The sequence below is a fragment of the Anoxybacillus sp. FSL W8-1294 genome (assembly GCF_037965005.1).
In the GTDB taxonomy this organism is placed as follows: Bacteria; Bacillota; Bacilli; order Bacillales; family Anoxybacillaceae; genus Anoxybacillus; species Anoxybacillus flavithermus_G.
The window spans coordinates 384,667-403,048 of sequence record NZ_CP150179.1 but is presented as its reverse complement, the minus strand read 5'-3'; the positions used below and the strand labels follow the sequence as shown (position 1 = coordinate 403,048).

15 protein-coding genes and 3 pseudogenes are annotated in these 18,382 nt (G+C 40.8%); 6 read left to right on the top strand and 12 right to left on the bottom strand.

The features are described 5' to 3' along the window. The first annotated feature begins 29 nt into the window (after positions 1-29). Together NSQ23_RS02220 and NSQ23_RS02215 are read left to right on the top strand one after the other, a co-directional pair. Entirely contained in the window at positions 30-1,139 is a 1,110-nt protein-coding gene (locus tag NSQ23_RS02220) for a dipeptide epimerase (protein WP_339172626.1), read from the top strand. Positions 1,140-1,152: 13 nt separating this feature from the next. Then, positions 1,153-1,854 carry a GNAT family N-acetyltransferase gene (locus tag NSQ23_RS02215; RefSeq protein ID WP_339172623.1) on the top strand — a complete coding sequence of 234 codons (702 nt, stop codon included), beginning with the start codon at positions 1,153-1,155 and terminating at the stop codon, positions 1,852-1,854. A gap of 29 nt (positions 1,855-1,883) precedes the next feature. On the opposite strand, the gene NSQ23_RS02210 is transcribed toward NSQ23_RS02215, so the two are convergent. Together NSQ23_RS02210 and NSQ23_RS02205 are read right to left on the bottom strand one after the other, a co-directional pair. Then, the gene (locus NSQ23_RS02210) at positions 1,884-2,279 is read right to left on the bottom strand and encodes a type II toxin-antitoxin system death-on-curing family toxin (protein ID WP_004888889.1); all 396 of its coding nucleotides are present in this window, start codon (positions 2,277-2,279) and stop codon (positions 1,884-1,886) included. Next, entirely contained in the window at positions 2,276-2,527 is a 252-nt protein-coding gene (locus NSQ23_RS02205) for an AbrB/MazE/SpoVT family DNA-binding domain-containing protein (RefSeq protein ID WP_004888888.1), read from the bottom strand. Before NSQ23_RS02205 ends, NSQ23_RS02210 begins: the two co-directional genes overlap by 4 nt. 345 nt (positions 2,528-2,872) lie before the next feature. On the opposite strand from NSQ23_RS02205, the gene NSQ23_RS02200 reads away from it, so the two are divergent. Further along, positions 2,873-3,181, top strand: coding sequence for an AbrB/MazE/SpoVT family DNA-binding domain-containing protein (locus NSQ23_RS02200; protein WP_064214546.1), 309 nt, complete (start codon positions 2,873-2,875; stop codon positions 3,179-3,181). Then, the gene (locus NSQ23_RS02195; RefSeq protein ID WP_035018420.1) at positions 3,181-3,567 is read left to right on the top strand and encodes a type II toxin-antitoxin system PemK/MazF family toxin; all 387 of its coding nucleotides are present in this window, start codon (positions 3,181-3,183) and stop codon (positions 3,565-3,567) included. The genes NSQ23_RS02200 and NSQ23_RS02195 overlap by 1 nt, the downstream gene beginning before the upstream one ends. A 50-nt stretch (positions 3,568-3,617) precedes the next feature. On the opposite strand, the gene NSQ23_RS02190 is transcribed toward NSQ23_RS02195, so the two are convergent. The 6 genes and pseudogenes from NSQ23_RS02190 to NSQ23_RS02165 all read right to left on the bottom strand — a co-directional run. Beyond that, positions 3,618-4,013, bottom strand: coding sequence for a type II toxin-antitoxin system death-on-curing family toxin (locus NSQ23_RS02190; protein ID WP_339172617.1), 396 nt, complete (start codon positions 4,011-4,013; stop codon positions 3,618-3,620). After that, positions 4,010-4,261 (bottom strand): AbrB/MazE/SpoVT family DNA-binding domain-containing protein, encoded by a 252-nt coding sequence (locus tag NSQ23_RS02185; RefSeq protein ID WP_339172616.1) that lies wholly within the window; start codon positions 4,259-4,261, stop codon positions 4,010-4,012. Before NSQ23_RS02185 ends, NSQ23_RS02190 begins: the two co-directional genes overlap by 4 nt. A gap of 229 nt (positions 4,262-4,490) precedes the next feature. Further along, positions 4,491-7,451, bottom strand: coding sequence for a DEAD/DEAH box helicase family protein (locus NSQ23_RS02180; RefSeq protein ID WP_339172614.1), 2,961 nt, complete (start codon positions 7,449-7,451; stop codon positions 4,491-4,493). A gap of 3 nt (positions 7,452-7,454) precedes the next feature. Next, positions 7,455-9,338 carry a site-specific DNA-methyltransferase gene (locus NSQ23_RS02175; RefSeq protein WP_064220738.1) on the bottom strand — a complete coding sequence of 628 codons (1,884 nt, stop codon included), beginning with the start codon at positions 9,336-9,338 and terminating at the stop codon, positions 7,455-7,457. Between the two features lie 127 nt (positions 9,339-9,465). Beyond that, a pseudogene (locus NSQ23_RS02170) lies at positions 9,466-10,362 on the bottom strand (IS630-like element ISBs2 family transposase); the annotation flags it as partial. Positions 10,363-11,027: 665 nt separating this feature from the next. After that, positions 11,028-11,475 (bottom strand): annotated as a pseudogene (locus tag NSQ23_RS02165) (transposase); the annotation flags it as partial. Between the two features lie 510 nt (positions 11,476-11,985). On the opposite strand from NSQ23_RS02165, the gene NSQ23_RS02160 reads away from it, so the two are divergent. Together NSQ23_RS02160 and NSQ23_RS02155 are read left to right on the top strand one after the other, a co-directional pair. Beyond that, positions 11,986-12,180: a hypothetical protein gene (locus NSQ23_RS02160; RefSeq protein WP_339172612.1), complete on the top strand. Its 195-nt coding sequence runs from the start codon at positions 11,986-11,988 to the stop codon at positions 12,178-12,180. Positions 12,181-12,320: 140 nt separating this feature from the next. Beyond that, the gene (locus tag NSQ23_RS02155; protein ID WP_339170145.1) at positions 12,321-13,979 is read left to right on the top strand and encodes an IS1634 family transposase; all 1,659 of its coding nucleotides are present in this window, start codon (positions 12,321-12,323) and stop codon (positions 13,977-13,979) included. A gap of 216 nt (positions 13,980-14,195) precedes the next feature. Here the strand turns inward: NSQ23_RS02155 and rlmD are convergent, their stop codons facing one another. The 4 genes and pseudogenes from rlmD to NSQ23_RS02135 form a co-directional block, all read right to left on the bottom strand. Next, positions 14,196-15,554 (bottom strand): 23S rRNA (uracil(1939)-C(5))-methyltransferase RlmD, encoded by a 1,359-nt coding sequence (gene rlmD / locus NSQ23_RS02150; RefSeq protein ID WP_339172609.1) that lies wholly within the window; start codon positions 15,552-15,554, stop codon positions 14,196-14,198. 11 nt (positions 15,555-15,565) lie between these two features. Further along, a pseudogene (locus tag NSQ23_RS02145) lies at positions 15,566-15,838 on the bottom strand (DNA-3-methyladenine glycosylase 2 family protein); the annotation flags it as partial. Positions 15,839-15,926: 88 nt separating this feature from the next. Continuing rightward, on the bottom strand, positions 15,927-16,691 hold the full coding sequence (gene pdaA / locus NSQ23_RS02140; RefSeq protein WP_339174236.1) for a delta-lactam-biosynthetic de-N-acetylase: 765 nt from the start codon (positions 16,689-16,691) through the stop codon (positions 15,927-15,929). Between the two features lie 103 nt (positions 16,692-16,794). Further along, complete coding sequence (locus NSQ23_RS02135; protein WP_004888869.1) at positions 16,795-18,318, bottom strand: fumarate hydratase; 1,524 nt, start codon at positions 18,316-18,318, stop codon at positions 16,795-16,797. Positions 18,319-18,382: the final 64 nt, after the last annotated feature.

Below are 18,382 nucleotides of genomic sequence, written 5' to 3'. Positions count from 1 at the left end.
GCAATTGTAAACGGAAAGGAGTCATTTTTATGAAAATTACTGCGATTCATCTTTATGCCATTCGCTTGCCCCTTCACGTTCCATTTGTGATAAGTTACCACTCATATCATGATATACCGTCTGTTATTGTAAAAATCGAGACAGATGAAGGAATTGTCGGTTACGGAGAAGGAGTCGCAGACGAACATGTAACCGGGGAAACATGGGAAAGCACGTTTTATATTTTAAAAAATACGATCGCTCCTCTCCTAATCGGTGCTAATCCAATGAATATTGAAAAATTACATGAGATGATGAATGCAACCATATACGGTGCGCCAACAGCAAAAGCAGCTATCGATATCGCCTGCTTCGATATTATAGGAAAAAAGCTTCGACAGCCCGTTTATCAATTCATTGGCGGCCGCTATCATGATGAATTTCCGATTACGCATGTTCTGAGTATTGCCGAGCCAGAGCAGATGGCTGAAGAAGCTGCTGCTATGGTCAAAAAAGGATACCGATCATTTAAAATAAAAGTCGGCACAAATGTTCATAAAGATGTGGAAAGAATTAAGGCCGTGCGTGAACGAGTTGGTGATGATATTGCCATTCGCGTTGACGTCAACCAAGGATGGAAAAACAGCGCTACGACCTTGGTTGCTTTGCGCTCATTACGCCCTTTCAACATTGACTGGGTGGAACAACCTGTTATAGCGGATGATATTGATGCGATGGCCTATATAAAATCAAAGACAGATATCCCAATGATGATTGACGAGGGATTGAAAGGACCGCGCGAAATGAGGCAAATTATCCAAAAGAATGCAGCCGATAAAGTAAATGTTAAATTAATGAAGTGCGGCGGCATTTATCCTGCAGTAAAATTAACCCATCAAGCAGAATTGGCAGGAATCGAATGCCAAATCGGCTCTATGGTCGAATCCTCCGTCGCTTCTTCGGCGGGATTTCATGTCGCATTTTCGAAAAAAATTGTTACGAGTGTTGAACTGACAGGACCATTGAAATTTTCCAAAGATATCGGCAATCTCCATTACGATATCCCTTATATTCGCTTGACTGAAAAACCTGGATTAGGCGTAGATGTCAACGAAGATATACTTGACGAATTGACGGTTTTTCAAGATGTTGTTCGCTAAAGGAGGCAAATCGATGAAAATTCTTTATGAAGGGACATTGAAACAAGGCGATCGACGATTCACGGTTCTCCCGTTATCTATTGATCATTTGCAGCAAATATTAACGTTACAGGACATTGTCATTGAATCATTGGAAAACAAAGAAATTTTACAACCTCTTACGTCAGAAGAATACCAATATATTTTAGAAGGAAACGGTCTAATGATCGGAGCGTTTGCGGAGGAACAGCTTATCGCGTTTCGCGCTCTCTTAGTCCCTCTGATTGACGAAGAGCATTTAGGTTTAGATATCGGGTTAAGTGAAGAAGAGTTATCTCGTGTCATCTATCAAGAAATATCGATTGTACACCCAGCTTATCGCGGGAATCGGCTGCAGAAAACATTGGCCTTCCTCATCATGCAGCAATTAGAACAACTGGACAACACATACGATTATGTTTGCTGCACGGTCGCACCTTTTAATATTCCGAGTTTAAAAGACAAATTCGCTCAAGGAATGGAAATTGCTGAGTTGAAAGAAAAATACGGCAATCGATTGCGCTATATTTTTGTAAAGAAACGAACAGAGGAAAGGCCAAATTGGAGCGACTTCGTTTCCCTTCGTATGGGCGACATCTCCGGTCAGCAAGCTCTTCTCGCGAAAGGCTGGCGCGGAATCGCAATGGAACATCGTGATGGCGAGTATTGGGTTCATTTCGGTAAAAAAGCGAAGTAATCCATGCGAACAGTGCCAGGCACTGTTCGCTAATATTTACGTTCAAATGCATACTCTTTGATGGTTGCAACAATTTGCTCGAAGGAATATCGATGATTCACTACATCAACAACAAATTCAATGGCATCATCTTGCGGCATCGTGAAATAGTATCCATTGTATTTTAAAAATTGAACAAGTGCTACAAAGGCAGTTCTTTTGTTTGCATTATGAAAACAATGGTTCTTAGCCAAAGACTCAAATAACGCTGCCGCTTTTTCAAAAATAGTAGGATAAGCATCTTTACCAAACACACTTTGTTGTGAACGGTAGACAGCCGATTCTAACAATGCAGGTTCTTTTATCCCTTTCAGCTCATTTGGAGAATATTTTCCAATAATGAAAAAATTAATCGCAACGACTTCTTCTACGGTTAGATATCTCATCGATCAATAAGCCCCTTGATGGTCTCATCATATTCTTCAAGAGTTTCGTTTAATACTTCAAAAAAATCTTGGGAGATTCCTTTTGGCAAATCAACTTTTTTACTTTTCTTTATAACAATTTTATCCTCTTCAAGCTCCATTTGTATTTCATCTCCTTGATGAATACCAAGCTTATTTAGAAACTCCATTGGAAAGGTAACCCCAAGTGAATTGCCAACTTTTAATACTTTTCGTTCTGCGCTTAACATTTATCTCACCTCTTTGTTATAACTGTTATAACAATTATAACACGAATTAGATTTATAGAACAGTGCCAGGCACTGTTCGCTAATTCCTCAGCTATAGATGCTTTAGATTCTCCTTGAAGGTCCTACTTTTTTTGTTATGGCAAAGCTTTATACATCATTTCGCAATTCAACGTTTGTAACTATACTTGTTGATATATGCTTTTGAGTCTAAAAAATGCATTTTTAATTAATCGATTCAAATGATTGCTTTTGCGACGAGAATAGTATTTGTCGAAAAATCATTGGTATCATTTTTTATAAATATGTATATACTATGTATATACATATTAGGTTGGGGGTGATATAATGTATTCAAAAGAATATTTAGAAAACAAAATAAACCAGGGTAAAGGGGTTGACTACATGTCTACAGTTATTGTTCAAAAATGGGGAAACAGTTTGGGCATTCGAATCCCAAAAGATGCTGCTGATAAAATAGGGATTAAACAAGGTTCCGAAATAGAATTAAATGTGATTGGAAATGAAGGTATCATCACATTAAAGCCAAAAAGAACACGGAAGAAATACACACTGGAAGAACTAATATCACAGATTACACCTGAAAATCGACATGAGGAAATTGATTTCGGGATAGAAGGGCGTGAATTGATTTAATGCCAGCAGACGTACCAGAGAGAGGCGATTTCGTTGTTTTAAACTTCAATCCACAAACTGGTCATGAGCAGGCTGGGAGAAGGAATGCTATTGTTTTGTCGCCTAAAGAATTCAATCAAGCAACAGGATTTATAGCTGTTTGTCCGATTACCAATCAAAAGAAGGGTTATCCTTTCGAAGTGGATTTACCAAAAGAAGGAATATCCCTTGATGGCGATGGCTATCCAATAACAGGGGTAGTTTTAACTGATCAAATTAAATCATTGGATTGGAGAGCTCGTAATCTAAAAATTTTAAAGAAGTATAATCCAGAAGATGCACAAATTGAAGAAATAGATAAAATCATTGATGAATGCCTAGCGAAAATAGAAACATATCTGACTTGACAAGATCCTTTCTCTTTCAGAAAGGGATTATCGAAACTGTTCGCTAAATATTAATATTTACGTTCAAATGCATACTCTTTGATGGTTGCAACAATTTGCTCGAAGGAATATCGATGATTCACTACATCAACAACAAATTCAATGGCATCATCTTTCGGCATCGTAAAATAGTATCCATTGTATTTTAAAAATTGAACAAGTGCTACAAAGGCAGTTCTTTTGTTTGCATTATGAAAACAATGGTTCTTAGCCAAAGACTCAAATAATGCTGCCGCTTTTTCAAAAATAGTAGGATAAGCATCTTTACCAAACACACTTTGTTGTGAACGGTAGACAGCCGATTCTAACAATGCAGGTTCTTTTATCCCTTTCAGCTCATTTGGAGAATATTTTCCAATAATGAAAAAATTAATCGCAACGACTTCCTCTACGGTTAGATATCTCATCGATCAATAAGCCCCTTGATGGTCTCATCATACTCTTCAAGAGTTTCGTTTAATACTTCAAAAAAATCTTGGGAGATTCCTTTTAGCAAATCAACTTTTTTACTTTTCCTTATAACAATTTTATCCTCTTCAAGCTCCATTTGTATTTCATCTCCTTGATGAATACCAAGCTTATTTAAAAACTCCATTGGAAAGGTAACCCCAAGTGAATTGCCAACTTTTAATACTTTTCGTTCTGCGCTTAACATTTATCTCACCTCTTTGTTATAACTGTTATAACAATTATAACACGAATTAGATTTATAAAAAAGGTTATAAGAAAAAATCTTGAAGTACAACGTTCCACTCCAAATAAGCTTTTGTAGACTAAATCCAATTAGCGAACAGTGCCTGGCACTGTTCGCTGAAATATTCTGTCGAACCCTGTCACAAAACCAAAAAAACAGAAGCCCTACAGCTTCTGTCTTAGAGGAATTATTAACGGCTTATCGCCCGCAGCATAAACTGATTCACATCTTTCTCCGGTCCGATGAATTCGATGTTGGTGCCGATCGCTTCGAAGTGTTTGCGGGCGAAGTCGATTTTTGCTCTTTCTTCAGGACGCAAAAATTCTTCAATTTCCGTGCCTTTTGTTTCAAGAACAAAATATAGTTTTTCTTCCCCATCTTTGTCAATGACAAGCGCCCAGTCTGGGTTGTACGAACCGATTGGGGTGTCGATTTTAAACCAGCTTGGCAGCTTGACGTATACTTTGACGTTTTCGTCGTTTTCAAAGCGCTGGGCGAAGCTTGCTTCAATATCCGAATCATAAACGACATAATCAAACGGTGACTTCTCGCTGCGAATGGCATTGTCGTTTAAGTAGGCCAGCAGCTCTTCGTTTTGGAACAATTCGACGGCATAATACGCACCGTCGCCGATTTTGTAATATTTGACACCGTCATTGAGCAATAATCTCATTTCCCGCTGGATGATTTTCGTCACTTCTTCAATAAACTTTTGCGGGTTGTTTTTAAAATCGTCAAGGCGCTTGCATCCGGTTAAAATTTCCACAATCGTCTTCCGTGTTAAATTTGTACGATTTTGCAGTTCTGTTATAATATCTGGCAATGTATGATGAGCGGTAATATAATCTTCGACACGCTCACTCACCGTTTGCGCATGAATTCCTTCCACTTTGTCCATCGTCACTTGATCTTTTCGGCTTAAAATACGAATTTTATGAATCGGCGGCATTTTTTGAATGCTTGCAATGCTCTTCTTAATTAATTGTTCGCTATCGAATTCAACAGAATAGACAGTTTTATATTTTATTCTCTCCCACAACTGAATAAACTCTTCACTATCTAAAATCGCTTTATTCAATTGAACTTTTTTTCGATCGTTTGCATTTTTTATCGGCAAGCGTTGTAAATAGTGTCTTATTTCTTTTATAATCGCTTGTTTCCAAGGTTGAAACTCATCACTGAAGTTTAATTCATGCTTGTCTAACGCTTCTTTTAACGATGGCTTTGCCTTTCCATTTTCATCAATATAATCATATTGTTTCAGTTCTTCATATAATTTTGCCGACAACTCATACCCCATTTGCACAGGTTCTTCTGTATCTGGATCGATATACACTAGCTTCGCAAACACATGCTTTTCGAATTTGCCAAATGTCACTCCTGTCTCCTCTTCTATTTCCTTTTGCAAAGAGGCGACAAACTCTTCATATGATTCATTTGCCATAACCGTTAACGTGTTGACGTTATAGTCTTGGACACGTTCCCCGTTTTGGTTCACTGCTAAACGTAGGCCGCGGCCAATCTCCTGCCGCCTTGATACATATGTCCCTGCTGAATCTTTTAATGTACAGATTTGAAACACATTCGGGTTATCCCATCCTTCACGCAGCGCCGAGTGTGAGAAAATAAAACGAAGCGGCTCGTCTAAGCTTAATAAGCGCTCTTTGTCTTTCATAATCAAATTGTACACATCTGTATCCGCTTCTGTATTTCCCTTTGTATCTTTTAACCTTCCTTTTTTATCTTGCGCAAAATATCCGTTATGAACTTTCTCTACATCCATATCAACATCGATGTCATTAAATAATGTACGATATTTTGGCTTCTGAATTAATTTCTTGTATTCTTCTTCAAACATGATGGCGTATTTTCCTTTAATCGGATTACCATCTTTATCATAATCACGATAGTTGGCCACCTTATCAATAAAGAAAAGACTTAACACTTTAATGCCGCGCAGTCTTAGACGCAGTTCTTTATCTAGATGCTCCTCAATCGTTTTGCGGATTTGATATCGTTTAATCGTATCATCGTCAATATCGCCAATGACGTCACCTACTCGCAAATAATGACCGTTTACTTCAATGGACTCATTTCCTTCTGTCCAATCAATTTGTTCAACAATATAACCGCGGTACAATTCCCGTTCTCCGGAAATATCGTATAAGTCGTCCCCATATTTTACTGTTTTCGTTGTTCGTTTCACTTTGCCGCGCGTTTCAACATCAAGTTCAATTTTTGCTTTTCCTTCTTTTACTTCTACTAATTTTATATAAGGGACGTTAAATGATTCTTCAGAACGGACGGACATTACTTCAATTTTCTTTACGAGTTTTTGATTATAGGCATCCACTGCATCAAGACGGTACACCATGTTGTATTTATCGACATGGGTAGCCGAATAACGCAACGTACATAACGGATTTAGCGATGCGATCGCCTCTTTGGACTTCGGTGTCGTATCGACACTTTGCGGCTCATCGATGATGACAATCGGATTCGTTTGTTGAATGAACTCTATCGGACGATAACCGTTTAGTCGGTCGTTCGTCCGGTGAATAACGTTTGCTTTATCTTCTTTTTCCGGGTCTTCAAAACTTTTACGGAAAGCATCGATATTAATAATCATCACTTGAATCGTTGTTGCCGTCGCAAAGTTACGCACTTTATCGAGCTTTTGCGAATCATAAATGAAGTACTCTAACGGCGTACGGTTGTACAACTCGTCAAAATGCTCTTTCGTAATTTGCAATGACTTATACACACCTTCGCGAATCGCCACAGATGGCACGACAATGACAAACTTTGTAAAACCGTAATGTTTATTTAATTCATAAATCGTCCGTAAATAAACATACGTTTTCCCGGTTCCCGTCTCCATTTCGACAGTAAAATTCATGCCATCGAGCGTTTCGCTGCGCGGCAAACCGTTCTTCATTTGGATGGATTGGACATTTTTTAAAATTTCTTGAGGCGTAAGGTCTAAACGGTTTCCTACGCCTAATGCCGTTTGAATCATGCCGGCTTCTTCTTGCGTACCATAATATACAGTAAAGTTGGACTGTTTCATTTGTTGGCCTTTAAAAATTTGCACAACGGAATCAATCGCCTGCTTTTGGTAGTCTAAGTCAGAAATAAACTTTAACTTCATGGCTTATACACTCCTAACGTCCGTGATTCCGTTCTTTTTCAATGTTTGTATGGCATTTGTTTTCACTGAATCATTGATGAAACCAGACTCTTTGAAAATCACTTTCGGTGTCATGTGCTCTGACTGATGTTTCATCATTTCATTGACAATGTCTAAATCAATCTCATCTTCTAGACATAATAAAACAGAACCAAATCCGACGTTGTAAATCGTTTTCCCGTTATAGTCAATCTCTTCGATTGGCGTTGTGAGCGGTAAACCGATTTTTAGTAAAATTTCATACAATAAGTCTTCTTTCGTACGGTCTTCTTTGATGTTATCCTGCAGATCGAAAAGGGTTTGTTCTAGGTTCTCGAAATCCGGGTCCCAAAGCTTGACGTTAGAAGAATCAAGTTTAAATACTTTAAAGCCAATATCCAAATCTGTTTTCCCTGTTTCTTGAACGATTTTTTCACCAGCGCGGCGGATGCGTTCTTTCCCGATTTCACAAATATTTTTATATCCCGCTTTATACGCCTCTGATTTTTCATCAGTTAACTCAGGCAATTGCACCATGATAAATTTGCGATTTCCTCCGTCTTCGGCGTTTAATTGCATTACCGCGTGGGCGGTGGTAGCAGAGCCGGAGAAGAAATCAAGAACTATATCGTCGTGTTGGGTAACTGTGAGAAGCAATTGGGCTACTAAATCTACAGATTTAGGTGATGGAAACAACTTAGATTTTGTTGAGAACAATGAAGAGAATGCCATCTGTCCTTTTTCAGTATAGAATAACTTATCCAAAAAAATTGTTTTTAACATTTTTTTTGCGCCATTAGCATAGTTTTTTCTATAAATTTTCCATTTACCCTTGTTAGTTTTTCTAGCGACCAATAAATGAATATCTTTTAGAGCTTTTGACTTATCCCACGTCCAACATCCTTCGTACCCATCGTCCCAAATCGGCTCGACAGTTATATTATAGCCGTCCTTATATTCAAGGGATATTTCTGATGTAACTGGATTTACATAAATAGGATAAAAGAGGTTTTTACGATTATGTTTACCGAATTCCCTATGTGTGTTTCTTAATTCAATAAGTCTATATCTCCCCTGCTCATCTTGCTCTGGGTAGTCATTAACTATTTGTTCTTCGTCTTTTTGAATAGAAAAATAACCTTGCTCGAGGTTATTTTTTGAGTATACCAGTATGTATTCATGATTAGTTGCAAAATATTTATCCTGAGAACGACCTTTTGGATTACATAAAACCGTGATTTGAGCTACAAAGTTTTTTTCTCCAAATATTTCGTCGCAAATTTTTTTTAAATTAGTAACCTCATTATCGTCAATACTAATAAATAAAACACCATCCTCTCTCAATAAATTCCTCGCTAATTTCAATCTAGGATACATCATATTCAACCAATCGGTATGAAATCTTCCGCTCGTTTCCGTATTAGACTTTTTTGTTTGCTGAGTCATTTCCTTGTAATTTTTAATATTATCACGAAAATCATCTTTGTATACAAAGTCTTTCCCCGTATTATACGGCGGGTCGATATAAATCATCTTAATCTTGCCAAAGTACGATTTTTGTAACAGCTTTAGTACTTCGAGGTTGTCTCCTTCAATATAAAGGTTTTCCGTTGTATCCCAGTTTTTGCTTGATGCTTTATCCGGTCTAAGTGTTCCCGTTGATGGCGTTTGCGCGAGTTTCATTGCCTGCGCTTTGCCGTGCCATGTGAATTCATATCGTTCGTTGCGTTTTTCAATTTCTTCTCCAAGTATTAGTTTTAGTTTCTCAAAGTCGATTTTTCCTTCGGTGACGACTTCTGGGAATAATTGCTTGAGTGACTCAATATTTACTTTGACTAAATCCATTGATTTTCCGTCTAGTTTTTCCATCGTTTGTCTCCTTTCATCGCAATTGTTGTTTCAACTGTTCCATTTGTTTTGTTAGCTGTTGAATTTTAATATTCATCTCTACTTTTCTATTAAATTGACGAACAGTGCCAGGCACTGTTCGGTTCCCAATCAAGTTCAATTGCGGACTGTATGGTGGCAAAAAGACGAGCTCTAACCGATCTTCGTGTTCTTTTAAAAATGGCTGAATGAGTTTGGCATGGTGAATTCGAGCGTTATCTAAAATCATCACTATTTTGCCTGTGGGATAGCGTTCTAACACAAGTTGAAGAAATCGAAGAAATGTTTCCGCGTCATAGCGTTCTTCTTCGATGCAAAACACTTCCCCTGTTTCGTAGTTCAACGTGCCAATCAGCTTCAGCCCTTGATGTTTTCCAAACGTCGGAATGATTCGTTGTTTTCCTTTGACAAACCATGTTTTTTGAATCGCTTGGTAATCACGAATCATCGACTCATCTTGAAAGAGGACATGGGCGATGTTCCCATCTACCAGTTTTTTTTTTACTTCAGGGAAGGTGATTTCGACGAATTCTTTCTGTTTCTCTTCATCGGCATTGGCTAGTGTATAGGTCGGTTTCGTATAGCTTAGCCCTAACCGATGCAGAATGTCACTTGTTCCGCGAAGCGTGTATGTTGGCCCCCACTTTTGTTGAATGAGTTCAGCGATTATCGCAAGCGTCCAATTATATTTTGCTTCGAATCCCACATCTACGGGGAGCTGATGTTCAATGATCAAAGCCAGCTCTTTTTCCTGCTCAGGGGTCAATCGACGTGGGGCGCCAGGTGAGTATTTCATCTCCAGTCCATCAAGACCGCGCTGGGCGTAGGCATGAATATAGTTATAAATAGTTTTCTTGGATCGACCAATAATCGTTGCGATTTCTCCTTTGGTATATCCCTGCAAATGAAGATAAATCGCTTGGTAGCGTTCATATGCTCGTTTACTTTTTGCTTCTTTCATGGCAGTGGACAACTTTTCGATCTCGTCTTTGTGATTTGGCATCATAGTTTTCTCTCCGTTCCCCTATTTTCTCTTTGTATTTATTCGCCGTGGAACGGGAGAAAACCTTTATTTCAATTTATATAGCTAGAATTCATATAAATCTTTTCCTTATCTATTAAATATTTGGTTCTGTCATCATTCAATATTGATTTTAGGACATAAAAAATTCGTCTTGTAAAAGCTAGGTGTTTTCTTCTTCTATTACTATTACACGAACGCACTCGTTCATTAAACACACTATATTTAAGATTTATTACGCTTAAAAAGTTTTATAACGTTCGAATAGACACTGTAAACAAAGAAACACCAAACCATCCAAGGAAATATTATGTATAAGATATTCATGAGGTTACTAAGTATTTCATGCGGAGTTCTTTCCATAGTAAAACTATAATCATAAACGAATCCAATCCAATACAAAAGCAATAAACCACAGAAAGCTATGAAAGGAAATGTTCTTTTAGCTGTTGCCATCAATATCATGTTTACAACGATAAGAATGATTATTAAATTTGGATGTGTCATATAATCCACCACACTATCATTAGCATAAATGTCATTAGAATCACGCATTTCAAGTCACCACCGTAAAAAACAAAATTTCGGTTCATCACCAAAAGATGTACTTGATTTTTACGTTAACATATGATAGCAGTCTCTAAACGCACACGCAAAGCAAAGCGTTGGATATTTCGGTATCCATATCCCCGCCTTTTGATCAACTTGATTTTGTTGTTGATTCCTTCCATTGGGTCATTGGAATAAGGAAAAACGATGCAAGAAAGCACCGCCTCTTTTCGAGCGAGCAGCGCCTTGGTAATACTTTCGCACAGCCGCACATTCACTAAAGAGGTGGCGATCAAACCATTGTGCCAAACGAGTTTCGGCTTGTTTTCTTGTTGGACTTTTCGATACGTAACGGAAGTGCTGAAGAGTTTGATAGACATGGCGTAAATACGAACTTTCTTGACACCATTGTCGAACGTTCTGTCTCTCTTCTTCTGTCAACTTTTCTGGCCGTTGGCTCAATAATCGGCAAACACGGCGAACGCTTCCATGTTTCGTTCCACCTTTAGCAAGGTATTTACGGCAACGCTTGAGTGCATCGGTGAACAACTGAATGACATGGAAGTGATCGAGAACATGGATCTTGGACACACTTTTTGAATGGCTTTTCTCATGGCTGGAGCCAAATCACTGACGATATACTTCGCCGTTGAAGCGACAGGTTGAAGGACCTCTGCAATCGCTTCTTCATTCTTTCCTGAAGCCATAGACAGGGCACGCCGAGTTTGAGCATCCATCTACGGCTACTCCATAATCTTGTCCTTTACGGAAAGCGAATTCATCCACGCATACAACGGTCGAATCCGAAGTTGACAAACAAGCCGGGGTATATTGATGGAGAACAGTGACAGGCACTGTTTGCCAAATATTTGTTGATCAAAATTATTTTTAATGTTAGAATAAATTTGAAATTGTTTTTGTAATTATTGGTTATATTTCCTTGATTTGTTCTTGTGGTACTAAGTTTTTTATAATTGCAATCTACTCATATACGATTTACAACATAAACATTTTTAAGTGTGTTTTTTGATTATAAATCAAAAACAAGAAGGTGAAACAATGAATATCGGATTAGCCATTTTATTAATTATAATTATTATTCTCTTATCAATGTTTTTAATTCCTTTAAAAAAAATTAAACCTAATTTATTCAAAATGGGGCTAACTTTTATTGGTGTTTTAATTATTGTTGTATTTTTACTTGTAACAGGAATATATGATCCTTATACAGATCACATACCAAGCAAAAAATAAAGGGGCTGAACGCTTTTCGGCAAGCCCCTTTATTTTTTATCTCACATTTCGCACCCTCTCGACAAAAATCGGGAGGATTTTTTTATCTTCCTGTCGAATAAAACCTTGGAATACAAGGAAAGCAAAGGAGTTTGCTCATCATGGACGTTCAAATTCGGGCCATTTATGAAAGTTCTTATTTGAATATAATAAGCGCCCTGTTCAAAGATCTTGACCTTCCTCAGTTGATTGATCGTCTCGTTCCCGTGGATCCGCAATGCCAAACTCGAGCCAGCGATATCGTCAAACTAATCGTTCTGGATATCTTGAGCGGCCGGCAAGCGCTCGTTCATTTGGAACAATGGGCGCATGACATCGATTTGCCGAAGCTGATTCGGCCAGGGCTGGAGCCGTCTTGGTTCAACGACGATGCCATCGCGCGTCATTTGGATCGCCTGTATGAGGCGAATATCCATCAAGTCCTTTCGTCTTGCCTCGTGCAGATCTACAAGAAAGAAGGCCTCTCTCTTCGCGTCTTCCACGCCGATACGACGGACAAGACCGTTTATGGCGCGTATGAATCGGCCTCGCCGGATGCCTTGCAGATTACGCATGGCTACAACCGGCATCATCGTTGGCAAAAGCAGATCGGATTTGGGCTGATTGGCAACGAGGATGGCATCCCGTTTTATGGCGATGTACACGACGGCAACCTGCCGGATAAGACGTGGAATCCCGAGGTGTTGTCCCGTGTGCAGAAACAGCTGAAGCAGGCGAAGATCGAAGATGAATGGATTTATGTTGCCGATTCTGCCGCCATGACGAAAGACACACTGGCGCAAACGAAGGCCGCCAAAGCCTTTTTGATCACAAGAGGCCCTTCTTCGCTCCGGATCGTCAAAACCGCGCTGGCTAAAGCTGATGCCCAAGACACGCCGTGGAGCGATCCGTTTTCCTTAGCGGAGAAAAACGGAGCCACCTACCGGGTGTGGGAAACGACATCGACGTACGAAGGTCATTCGGTCCGGTTGATCGTCGTTGAATCCAGCGCGCTCGACCAACGAAAAGGAAAGACGCTCGAAAAAGAGCGAAACCAAGAAGCAGAGCTTCTTCGGCAGAAACAAACCCAGTGGGAAAGCCGTCTGTTTTCGTGCCGGGAAGACGCCGAACAAGCCCTAGCGTCTCTAAAGGCGTCCCTTCGTCTCCGGTTCCATCGCGTCGAGGCGTCGGTCGAAGCGATCGTGCGTCCGAAAAAACGGCGCGGACGTCCGAAAAAAGGGGCGGAACCGGACATGGAAACGCTGTACGCCCTTCGCTTGAACGTGGAATTCGACCAAGATGCGTGGGAACAGGCGAGACGGAAAGCGTCCCGGTTTGTCCTTGTCACGACAGTTCCGGAGGAATGGAAAGGTCAACCGATGGATGCGAAAGAGATCTTGAAGTTGTATAAAGGCCAAATCTCGGTGGAAATGAACTTCTCTTTCTTGAAAGACCCGTTCTTTACGGATGAGATTTACGTAAAAAAACCGGAACGGGTCGCGGTATTGGGCTATTTGTTTCTGTTGGCCTTGGCGATTTACCGCGTCTTCCAGCGCCGGGTGCGTCAGTTCATCACCCCGGAACACCCATTAAAGGGCGCGGGAGGCCGGAAACTGACCCGACCGACCGGACAAGCGATTTTTCAATTGTTTTGGTATGTCAGAGTCGTCCTGTTGGAACTGCCGGATGGACGAATTCAACGCGCGTTAGGTCAACCGCTCACGTACGAGCAGCGAAGGATTCTGCAAGGATTAGGGATGGACGAGAGCATTTACGTCTAATGGGATAAAGAACGACCAACGATGGTAAAAAAAGGATACCATCGCTTTTGGTGTTGGTTTAAAAGTTATTCTAAAAAACTGAATAAAAAATCCTTTTGTTCCGCCCTACCAAGGTGCGAAATATGAGTTTTATATTAGTAATGCCATTTAGTTCCTTCGAAATCGAACAGTGCCAGGCACTGTTCGGTTATTCAATGGCGACATCGTTTTCATTCATTACTTCCTCACCAGCTTCGCGACACTCTCGACATGCGCCGTATGTGGAAAAAGGTCGAACGGTTGAATGTATTCGATGTGATAGTGCTTTGCAAGGGTGTTGATGTCGCGTGCGAGGCTGGATGGGTTGCAGGAAACGTATACGACTGTTTTCGGTTTCACTTGTAACATCGTTTTTAATAAAGCGTTATCGCAGCCTGTTCGTGGAGGGTCGACAACGATGACGTCTGGCTTCCACCCTTCTTTCACCCATTTTGGCAGCAACGTTTCCGCTTTTCCAACCGCATAAGTGACGTTGGTGAAGCCGTGACGTTCGGCATTTTGGCGCGCATCGTCAATCGCTTCGGGGATCGTATCCATACCGCGCACTTCTTTTGCCTCGCGAGCGAGCCAAAGCCCGATTGTGCCGACGCCGCAATATGCGTCGACGACGCGTTCGTTTTTCGTTAGTGCTGCTGCTTTTTTTACTTCGTCGTATAGCTTGATCGTTTGAATCGGATTAAGCTGGAAAAAGGCGCGAGCCGATAGCTCAAAAGATAAGTCGCCGAGCACTTCTTGAATGTACGGTTCACCTGCGAGAACGATCGTTTCATCGCCAAAAATAAGCGACGTTTTTTGCCCGTTAATGTTTTGCGCGATCGATTTTACTTCCGGCAGGCGACGTTTTACTTCCGCTACAAATAGCTGTTTGCGCGGCAGTTCTTTCGTCGCTGTCACGATGACTAATTGTACATCACCTGTAAAAAATCCGACCCGGGCGACAATCGTGCGCACAACACCTGTTTTCTTTCGTTCGTGATAAACCGGAATGCGCAAATCTTGTAAAATCGCTTTCACGACCGTTGTGACGCGATTAGTCGCGTCATGTTGAATCAAGCAGCGGTCAATGTCAACGAGCTCGTGCGAGTTCATGCTGTAAAGTCCAGCGATGACACGCCCTTTTTTCACTCCGACTTGAAATTGGCTTTTATTGCGATAATGCCACGGGTCTTCCATTCCGATCGTCGGACGAATATGAAGTGCTTCTATATTTAATCGGCTATGGCGTTCCAGTGCTTGAATGACGATATCTCGTTTTGCCTCTAATTGCGCGTGATAGTCAAGATGTTGCAGTTGACATCCACCGCACCGTTCATATACTGGACAAGGCGGCTTAACACGATGAGGGGACCGTTTTCGTATGCGCACCATTTTTCCTTCTGTATATGTTGGGTACACATTCGTCGCTTGAACGACGACTTCTTCTCCTGGAAGCGCTCCTGGAACGAACACCACTTGTTTTTTAAAATAGCCGACCCCTTCTCCGTTAATGCCTAATCGTTTAATCGTTAATGGAAATTGCTGTCCTTGTTGTAGCATCGTTCTCTCTCCTATTCAATACTTCTCCACAAATACAAAGCGGCATAGCTTGCATATGGTTCCCACATTCGTTGAAATGCGTCCATTTCTTTCATCGTCGGGCGATAATCGAGCTGAAATGTTCGTTCAATCGCCCGTTGCAAACCGACGTCTCCTTTCGGGAATACATTTGGACGCCCCAGACCAAACAATAAAAAATTTTGCACCGTCCACGGACCGATGCCACGGATCGAAAGAAGCTGTTTCTCCACTTCCTCGTCAGAAAGCGAATGCATCTCTTGCATACTCGCGTAAAATCGTATGGAGGCTGAACATGAATCATTACCATTCTCCCCTTTCCCATTGTATCAAAACAAATCCCTTTGCACATCGTCAAAGGGAGAAAATCCAAGTAGGAACATTGATTTTTTGCAACATGAAATCGTCTAAGCTTTTAAAAACATATCCTTCTTTTCGTAAATCGTCAATAATTTTCGCAAGCGCATCGGCATTGTCTTTGGATACTGTATGCAGCAATATAATGGCACCCGGATGAATTTGTTTCATGACGTTATTGTAGGCATACAACCAACCTTTTTGATCGTGAACGTGCCAATCGACGAACGCTAACGACCAAAAGACATGATAATAGCCAAGTTCGCGCGCAATACGCATCGTGCGCTCATCAAAAATGCCGCGTGGAGGACGCATGTAGCGCATATGCTTCTGACCCGTCAACAGTTCTGTTTTCTTTCTGACCATCTCTAGCTCCTCACGTAACTTCTCATCGCTGACCGTCGTTAAATCCGGATGATGCCATGAGTGGTTACCGACAATATGCCCTTCATTGACCATACGTTTGACTAAATCAGGGGCAGATTGTAAATAATGACCAGTTACAAAAAACGTCGCAGGAACGTTTTTTTCTTTAAGCACGTCTAAAATTTGCGCTGTATAGCCATTTTCATATCCGTTATCAAACGTTAAGTAAATATGTTTTTTCGCCGGATCGCCTAAATAAAAAGCATCGTATTTGGCGAGTAGTTCGTCTAACTGTTTCCCAGCAGAAGGAGGAAGATGATTTTCACTTCGCTTAAACCCCCATGACATCGCATCAACTTGACTAAGCGGAAAACATAAAAAGAAAAAAAGCAACATGATCGTTTTTTTCACTGCTTGCACCTCCGTATTCATTTCAATAATAGGTTGTGCAAAAAGAGATATAAAAAATCCGCCTAGCTCATCACTAGACGGATTTCCATTAAAATACACGTTCTTTAAACTGGGCTAATTTTTCAAGCGATGATTTTTCGACGTCTTCGTGCAAGCTGTTTCCGTGCGAATCCATCGTGACGACGGCGGTAAAGTCTTTTACACGCAAATGCCACATCGCTTCTGGAATACCAAACTCTAAAAAGTCAACACCTTCAACGGATTGGATACAGTCCGCATAATATTGAGCTGCACCACCGATGGCATTTAAATACACGCCCCCATGTTCTTTTAACGCCGCCAACGTTTTAGCTCCCATGCCACCTTTTCCGATGACAGCACGAATACCAAATTTTTTCATAATTTCCCCTTGATAAGGCTCTTCGCGAATGCTTGTCGTTGGACCAGCTGCTTTCACGTGCCATTTGCCATTTTCATCTTTTAACATCACCGGCCCACAGTGATAAATGATTTGACCGTTTAAATCCACAGGGGCATCATGGTCCATTAAATATTTATGAATCGCATCTCGTCCTGTGTAAATCATGCCGTTAATGCGAACGACATCACCTACTTTTAACGAACGAATTTGTTCTTCTGTAATTGGCGCTTCAAGCACCACTTCACGCCCTTCGCCCACAACTTCGGTTTTTTCTTGTTGGAAGTCGACGTCGTCCCCCTCTTGATATAGCCATTCTTGAATGTCCCCTGTACGCGGATCAATGATGACGCCTAAGCGACGAAACGCCCAACAGTTGTATGCGACAGAAACGAAAAAGCTTGCAGGGATGCGGTGCATGACACCGATTTTACAGCCAAGCAACGTCGTTTCTCCACCAAATCCCATCGTACCGATGCCGAGTTTATTGGCTGCTTCCATAATGTATTCTTCTAATTTGCGCAAGTCTTCATTCGGGTTCACATCGTCAACAGAACGGAATAACTGTTCCTTTGCTAAGTCGTATCCAGAGGAACGATCACCGCCAATGCCGACGCCAATAAATCCAGCGCTACAGCCTTGTCCTTGTGCTTGATATACCGCATGTAAAATACATTTGCGAATGCCATCTAAGTCACGACCGGCACGACCGAGCCCTTCTAACTCACACGGTAAGCTATATTGAATGTTTTTATTTTCACAGCCGCCACCTTTTAAAATTAAGCGAACATCAATGTAATCTTTTTCCCATTGCTCGAATTTGATGACAGGTAGCCCGATCCCTAAATTATCACCGCTATTTTCGCCTGTTAGCGAATCAACGGAGTTTGGACGCAATTTTCCGTCTTTCGTTGCTTGAGCGATCGCTCGACGAATCGCTTCTTTCATCTCCATTTGATTGACGCCTACAGGGACTTTAATTTTAAATGTCGGCAATCCGGTATCTTGACAAATCGGCGATACATTTTCATCTGCCATTTGAATGTTTTGTACGATCGTAGCAAGCGACATCGCCGCCCTCGTTCCAGCATTTTCACGCATCTTCGCCTTAGCGATGGCGCGGCGTACATCTTTCGGCAATTTTGTTGACGTCTCAACGATTAGCTTGTACATACTCTCTTGAAACTTTTCCATCCTATAACCCTTCCCCTTTGTTCAATATGTAACAATTTTTCGAATTCTCCACTTGTATTATACA